The sequence below is a fragment of the Alkalibacterium sp. genome (assembly GCF_046484155.1).
In the GTDB taxonomy this organism is placed as follows: domain Bacteria; phylum Bacillota; class Bacilli; order Lactobacillales; family Carnobacteriaceae_A; genus Alkalibacterium.
Map to the genome: position 1 here is coordinate 1 of NZ_JAWOBT010000122.1, position 6935 is coordinate 6935.

Genomic DNA, 6935 nt, shown 5'->3' on the forward strand with positions numbered 1-6935 from the left:
TTTTCTGGCCCAGTGTACATTGTTCGCTTCATCAAATCGGGCTTTCAGTTCGACTAAAACAGTGACCTGGATGCCCTGCTTTGCCGCTTTTTCGAGCGATTGCACTAAAGGAGAGTCGTGACTGACTCGGTAAAGCGTTTGTTTGATGGCAACCGTACGGTCATCATCCACAGCTTGTTCTATAAACTGAATAATCGGTTGAAACGAATCGAAGGGATGATGAAAGAACAGGTCTTGTCGCTTAGCTAAGGTATAAACGGATCGTTTGGTAAAGAGCTCAGGATAAAAAGGTGTGTATTTCTTGAACGAAAGATCAATGCCGGCCGCTTTAAGTATATCCACGGCTTCATTTAAACACGTCAAGTCAAGAGGGCCATCAATATAATAAACGTCGTGTTGGCTGATAGACAGTGCTTTTTTTAAATAAGTAATGTCTGTTTCGACCGATTGACTCGTTTTGCGCGTATCGACTTCCAACCTGACAGCCATACCATTTTTTCTTTTTTGCAGGTAATCTTCGATGACTGAGAGCAAGTCTTCGGCACCTTCTTCCTGAATTTCCAGATCTGCATTACGCGTGATGCGAAATGCAAACGAGTAGGTCACTGTATGACCCTTAAATAATTCTGACAGGAAGGAGTAAATGATATCCTCTGAAAAGAGAAGCTGAATTTCCCCCTTACTTTCTATTGAAAAAAGCCGACTTAGTCGTTGGGGGATCGGAACAATGGCAATAAAAGGGCTCCCCGATTTTTCGAGACGAACAAACAGATGCAGGACTCCGTCGTTTAAGTGAGGAAAGGGACGGTAAGCATCGATACCATAAGGTGTGAGCGCTGGTTCGATCTCAAATTTAAAAATATCTCTGGCTCGTTCCTTGTCGGCTGCTGATAACTCATTGATCGTAGCGAAATGAACAGAATGAGTTTCCAGTTCCTTTTTCTTTTTCTCGAAAAGAGAATAATGGCGCCTGACTATTTCCTGATTTTTATCATTGATTTCCCGTAACTGTTTTTTGGGTGACCACTGTTTTTTCGAGTCTGGTTCACTCACGCCCATTTTCAGTTGATCTTGTAGTCCGGCCACACGCACTTTATAAAATTCATCCAAATTGGAACTGCCGATAGCCAGAAACGTCAACTGTTCCAGGAGCGGATTAGAGGAATCGTCTGCTTCTTCAATCACGCGGGCATTAAAATCAAGCCATGACAATTCTCTATTCTGATAGTATTTTGGGTTTTCCAGTAAAATATCCTGATCCTGCATTTTTATACCTCCGTTTGGGTCGATTCGTCTATTTCTTTCTGAAAAGTGATGGAAAGTGATTTGCCTAAAACACGTTCCATATGGTTTTTATGTCTGTTGGCACGGTACTCTTCAGCAATGGCTTCACCGCTGTATGTCACGCGCAATTCATAATTATCTTCATCTGTTTCAATGAGGTCTATGTCATGCACAAAATTGACATGAGAATCGCTCAAAGCTTCTGCAAATTTAATGACACTCCCCAGATAAAGTAAGATATCCAGTTCCTTCTTATCGTACCAGTCTTTAAAGTTTTGCGTGTACTGCTTATAGAGCGATCGGTTTTTGTAACTCGCCAGTAAGGCTAAACGGACACGGTCACTGTGATCAAAGCCATGAAGATTAGTGTTCGAAATAATGTAAAACGTATGCTGCGATTCCGAATCAGCTTCAATATAACTGCCTAAATAATAAAGCGTGGCTCCGTAATGAAGAAGATAAAGGTGTTCATCTTTAAGATCGAGTATTCCTTTATCTTTGATCAATTCAAGCAGACGGTCAGCTAAAACGATCCGCTGGTGAGCACTGATGGGACGGATATCATATTGCTTGAATAATCGCTGGACGGTCTGCCGTTTGATGCCAAACAGATCATAGGCATCGTCATATTCCTGATTGAGATGTTCATAAATGATGCCTTCACGCAAGCCACGGTTACTTATAGCCAATGTTTTCGATTGCATCACATTGAGGAGCTCCGTGAAGACGATCCCCGCAGGAATGATAATATCTCGACGGTCCTCGCTTAAACCATCTAAGTCTGCCAATTCATCCATTGAACTTTCTTCAAGTAGATCGAAGGTTTTGTCCAAATCTTTTTTTGACATCTGATATTCGTGAATACCCGCAATCGGATAATCTGTTTGACGCTGATAGATTTCGGCATAGTTACGTGCCGATCCGCCGATCGCCACTAACGGGACGGAAAGATCTTCGAGCCAGTCGAGTGTCCTTAATTGTTCATTGACCCATTTGCGTGCTTTTTTTATAGCTTTTTTATCATTATGTTCTTTTTCATCAAAGAATTGTTTCTGCAAGGAAACTGTCCCAAATGGGAAACTGTGGGCTTCTTTGATTTTTTTGTTTTTGAAGTAGGTCACTTCTGTACTACCTCCGCCGATATCGATGCTTACGCCATCGGGGATATCCATCGTATATCTTACGGCGTAATTCCCAAAATAAGCTTCTTTCTGTTCTGTTAAAACAGTTAAATCTAAATCCATTTCTTTTTTTACGCGCGCCAGAATAACATCTCTATTTGTCGATTGTCTAATCGCAGCTGTAGCTATGGAAATGAGTTCTTTAATGTTATAGCGTTCAGCTATTTTGGTGAAGCTTTTTAATACTGTAATTAAGACGTTAATGCCTTCTTCAGACATTTTATTTTCATTGTCTAAGTACTGTACAAGACGAGCAGGTGTTTTTATGTTTTGTAGTTCTGTTATGCCTTGATAATCATCCATCTCAAAGATAACGAGTCGTATAGTATTCGAACCCACATCTAATAATCCAAAACGATCTCTTGCCATCATAGTTCACTCCTATATTTATAACTTTCACTGTTGAAAAGGCAGCTACTATTTAATCATACTATATTGAACCGCATAAAGTCTAAACATGTACGCTTCTTTACAATAATATTACAAAGGAGAAGTAAGCGCTGTCACTATTACGTGTTATACATAAATCGTCTTTTTTATACATAAAACCATCTGTTTTTTTGATTTTCTGTAATAAATTGTAAGCCAATTGAAATTTACATTAAAGCTTTTTTCGGTATAATAACCAAGCATTGAAAATAGATTTTATACATAAACTCTAAATTTAGAAAGGATTGACCATATAAATCATGAAAAAAAATATAATGAGCCTTGCAGTGATTGGTTTAGCTTTTTTACATTTTAATTATTCTCAACCTGTATCCGCCGATTCTTTAAATAACATCAAAGATCAACAAAAGCAAACAACACAGGAAATACAGTCACTTCGAAAAGAAGTAGGTACTGTTATAGAGGAAACAAACACATTAAACGACGCATTAATTACGCTTGAAGAGAACGTTAGCGCAAAAGAAGCTGCGATAGAGGAAACAAAAGTAGAAATAGCTGAACAAGAAGAAGTGGTTAAAGCGAGATTAGAACAAGCAAGTGATCGACTGCAGTCATTGCAAGTCAATGAAGTCTCGCAAAATATCGTTTTGACCGTTTTGGAATCTGAAAGCATTTCTGATTTGTTCAACCGTGCACTCGTTATCATGCGATTGACAGATGCCGGGAATCAACAGATCGAACTAGCTGAAGAAGAAGGACAAAAACTCATTGATTTAAATGAAAAATTAGTGGACACGCGATTAGAAATAGAAGCACAACAAGAAGAAGCTGTTATTCAGAAAAAAGCGCTTGATAGCAAAGTGAGTTCCTTACAAGTCTTGATACAGGAAAATGAAGCTGAATTGTCTTCACTTGTAGAAAGAGAAGCCGCAGAAGTATCACGCATTGAAGATGCTCGTCGTCTGGCAAGAGAAGCTGCAGAAGCTAAAAGCGAACAGGAAGTAGCAACATCTTCATCTGGAAAACAAGTGAATACGAAACCCGTCGTAGCTAAATCGGCTGCCAGCGAAACTGAAACGTCAGCTTCTAAAAAAGTTGAGAGCAAACCCGCTGTTAAAGAAGAATCTAAACCTGCGCAAACTTCTGGAAGAACATTGCAAGTAGAAGCGACAGGCTATTCAACCAAACAACCTGGATTAAGTTCACATACGTATTTGGGCATTGACTTACGCGTGAACCCACGTGTCATTGCGGTAGATCCTTCTGTTATTCCACTGGGCTCGATGGTCGAAGTTGAAGGCATGGGCGTTTATACTGCCGGAGATACAGGCAGCGCGATCAATGGAAACATTATCGATATTCATTTCAAAACTGTGGCTGAAGCCTTGCAATGGGGAAGACGTCAGGTCACTGTTCGAATCTTGAACTAATAAAAATCAGCTATCATTTAAAGCCGGCGAGTTGAATCTTTAGAGATTTTACTCGCCGGCTTTTTGTTGCAAAAAATAACTGAATTAAAAAATTACCGTAGGCTGGTTGCTTTTTACAGGCCTATCCTGTTTAATCAGTATTATAGAAAACAGAGAAAGAGGAGAAATGATGCATACTAAAGAATCGTTACTAAATGATCTGAAAAAATTGAAGCTAGATCCCGCAGGAACCTTACTTGTTCACTCTTCCTATAAAAGCATCGGCAAAGTGGCTGGCGGACCAGATGCGGTATTAGACAGTCTGAGTACTTTTATGAAAGACGGACTGCTGGTTTTACCCACGCACACCTGGGAATATATAGATAAGGATAACCCGGTGTTCGATGTGAAAAATTCGCCTTCAAATGTGGGCATCCTGACAGAGAAATTCAGACAGCGAGAAAATGTCGTCCGCTCCGAGCACCCGACCCACTCAGTTGCCGCTTTAGGCTTGGATGCGCAGACGTTTACCGAAGGAGAGTATAAATATGATACGTCCTGTGCCAGAGATTCTGTCTGGGGGAAACTCGTCGACAGACAAGCTGATATTCTCTTGATCGGCGTCGATTTGACAAAAAACACATTCATACATGGCATAGAAGAATGGATGGACATCCCTGGACGAATGACGGATACACGCGAAGACCTTTACAGCGTCCTGAATTCAGGAGAAAAGGTCCATGTCCCGTCTCGCCGCCATCAGGGTCTGTCTTGGTCTGATCATTTCTGGAAAGTCGAAGAGATCTTACTGGAAGAAGGGGCGATGAAAAAAGGCACATTTGGAGATGCCACTGTCCGTGTGGTCGATGCCGAAAAAACGGCAGAGTTGTTGACCGAGCTACTCCAGGCAAATCCCGATTTGTTCTCCGACAACGAATCCCTTTCTGATAAGTGGCGTTATTATTTTCAGAACCAGAAATAAAACAGACGATTTGAAGAGGTGATAAATGTGAAGTTAACGATACGTCAACGAACATTAGGGACAATTCCGTTGCTGGAAGTTGTAGAAGAACGAAGAAGAAACGATGTGCTGCCTCTGATCGTGTATTACCATGGGTGGCAGTCAGCGAAAGAACTCGTCCTGACTCAAGGACGTTTGTTGGCTGAAGCGGGCTTCCGCGTCTTGCTGCCGGATGCCGCGAATCATGGAGACCGTTATCAGCCGATCATTAAAATTCCATCCCTGACTTTTTGGCAAAGCATTCAAACCAATTTATTTGAGTTTGGTTACATTGTGAATCATTTCAAAAAATTGGGTGTCGTTGATGACCGCATCGCAGTGGGCGGCGTATCGATGGGCGGCATCACAACCTGTGCGTTACTCACGCATCATCCCGAGATACAAGCAGCGGCCTGTGTGATGGGGTCGCCCCAGCTAGTAAACTATCGGACACGCTTATTGGAACATGCCGCCAAGCTGGACCGCTTTTTCCCGGAGGATTATGAATCGTTGTTAGCTTGGGTACCCAAGTATGATTTGTCTCAGCATCCGGATACCTTAGGGGAGAGACCGTTACTTTTCTGGCACGGGATCCATGACCTGGTCGTTCCGTATGACCATGTCGTGGAATTTGTAAAGGAAAACCCTGAAGCCAATATAACTTTTATCGAAGAAGATGAAAATCATCTCGTAAGAGTGCCCACAATGAAGCAAATTACAGCATTTTTCAAAAAAGAAATGATTGACAAGAACCAGTAAGGGCCCTGAATGCTCTATGATTCATGGTTCTTCTTTTTTTGCATTGAAATCAGGAGCAGGTTCGACACTTAGGGAATAAACGTGCTGCGGTAACTACCGAATGAGGGGCTGTTCGGTAGTTACGGGCGACTGATTATTCTGAAACTACCGAAGTTGGAGCAAGTTCGACACTTAGGGAATAAACGAGTTGTGGTAATTACCGAAGGAGGGGCTGTTCGGTAGTTACGAGCGACTGATCATTCTGAAACTACCGAAGTTGGAGCAAGTTCGACACTTAGGGGATAAACGTGCTGCGGTAACTACCGAATGAGGGGCTGTTCGGTAGTTACGAATCCCACTCGCTTTTGAAAGTGTCGAAGTCAAGATGAGTAAAGCATGTCAGAGCGAGATGATAGCTGAACTTACCGACTAGGTCAATAATAATAAAAAAATACCCGGTAAATCAGTTTGAAAACTGATTTACCGGGTATTTTATATTATTATCAACTATCTAAAAGGCCATCAGTTCCCAGAGAATGGTATCGCCATCTTCAGGAATAAAGTCTTCGGCTGATTCAGTGACCATTTCTTCATTGGCTTCAAAGACCCAGAACCAAGACTCATTGTCTTCAATGCTTTGCTCGACGCCTTCGATGGCTTCAATAAAGCCCTCGTCAGAAACAGTCAGCTCATAATTTTCTTCCATGATTTCCATTAAAGTTGTGTCGGCGCTCACGTTAAGTGTATCATTCGCCAATTCTTCATCATTCGCATAAATCATGACGGTCACTTCAGTTGTTTCTTCTGAAGTGGTTTGCGGATCCGTATCTCGACCGGAAACCCAAAGGATGATTGCGAGGGCTAAAAGTGCCACAGCAACTGACAGTAGGATATTACCTTTCTTCTTCATGAATTTTCTCCTTTATTGTTCAT

The 6935-nt window shown here is 41.6% G+C and carries 5 protein-coding genes and 1 pseudogene; 3 read left to right on the forward strand and 3 right to left on the reverse strand.

The window, feature by feature from the left end; genetic code table 11:
- Window positions 1–1266: pseudogene (locus R6U02_RS08890) on the reverse strand (RNA degradosome polyphosphate kinase); the annotation flags it as partial.
- 2 nt (window positions 1267–1268) lie between these two features.
- Window positions 1269–2837, reverse strand: coding sequence for a Ppx/GppA family phosphatase (locus R6U02_RS08895; protein ID WP_410263260.1), 1569 nt, complete (start codon window positions 2835–2837; stop codon window positions 1269–1271).
- Window positions 2838–3154: 317 nt separating this feature from the next.
- On the opposite strand from R6U02_RS08895, the gene R6U02_RS08900 reads away from it, so the two are divergent.
- From R6U02_RS08900 to R6U02_RS08910, 3 genes are all read left to right on the forward strand, one after another.
- Window positions 3155–4285, forward strand: a complete 1131-nt coding sequence (locus R6U02_RS08900; protein WP_410263261.1) for a 3D domain-containing protein — start codon at window positions 3155–3157, stop codon at window positions 4283–4285.
- A 166-nt stretch (window positions 4286–4451) separates the two neighbouring features.
- The gene (locus R6U02_RS08905) at window positions 4452–5246 is read left to right on the forward strand and encodes an AAC(3) family N-acetyltransferase (RefSeq protein WP_410263262.1); all 795 of its coding nucleotides are present in this window, start codon (window positions 4452–4454) and stop codon (window positions 5244–5246) included.
- Window positions 5247–5273: 27 nt separating this feature from the next.
- Window positions 5274–6023, forward strand: coding sequence for an alpha/beta fold hydrolase (locus R6U02_RS08910; protein ID WP_410263263.1), 750 nt, complete (start codon window positions 5274–5276; stop codon window positions 6021–6023).
- Window positions 6024–6513: 490 nt separating this feature from the next.
- Here the strand turns inward: R6U02_RS08910 and R6U02_RS08915 are convergent, their stop codons facing one another.
- Window positions 6514–6912 (reverse strand): DUF4430 domain-containing protein, encoded by a 399-nt coding sequence (locus tag R6U02_RS08915; RefSeq protein WP_410263264.1) that lies wholly within the window; start codon window positions 6910–6912, stop codon window positions 6514–6516.
- Window positions 6913–6935 lie beyond the last annotated feature (23 nt).

Excerpts from the sequence above, each read along its gene's own strand:
- R6U02_RS08895 (WP_410263260.1), bottom strand. The coding sequence starts at position 2,837 with ATGATGGCAAGAGATCGTTTTGGATTATTAGATGTGGGTTCGAATACT.
- R6U02_RS08915 (WP_410263264.1), bottom strand. The coding sequence starts at position 6,912 with ATGAAGAAGAAAGGTAATATCCTACTGTCAGTTGCTGTGGCACTTTTA.
- R6U02_RS08900 (WP_410263261.1), top strand. The coding sequence starts at position 3,155 with ATGAAAAAAAATATAATGAGCCTTGCAGTGATTGGTTTAGCTTTTTTA.
- R6U02_RS08905 (WP_410263262.1), top strand. The coding sequence starts at position 4,452 with ATGATGCATACTAAAGAATCGTTACTAAATGATCTGAAAAAATTGAAG.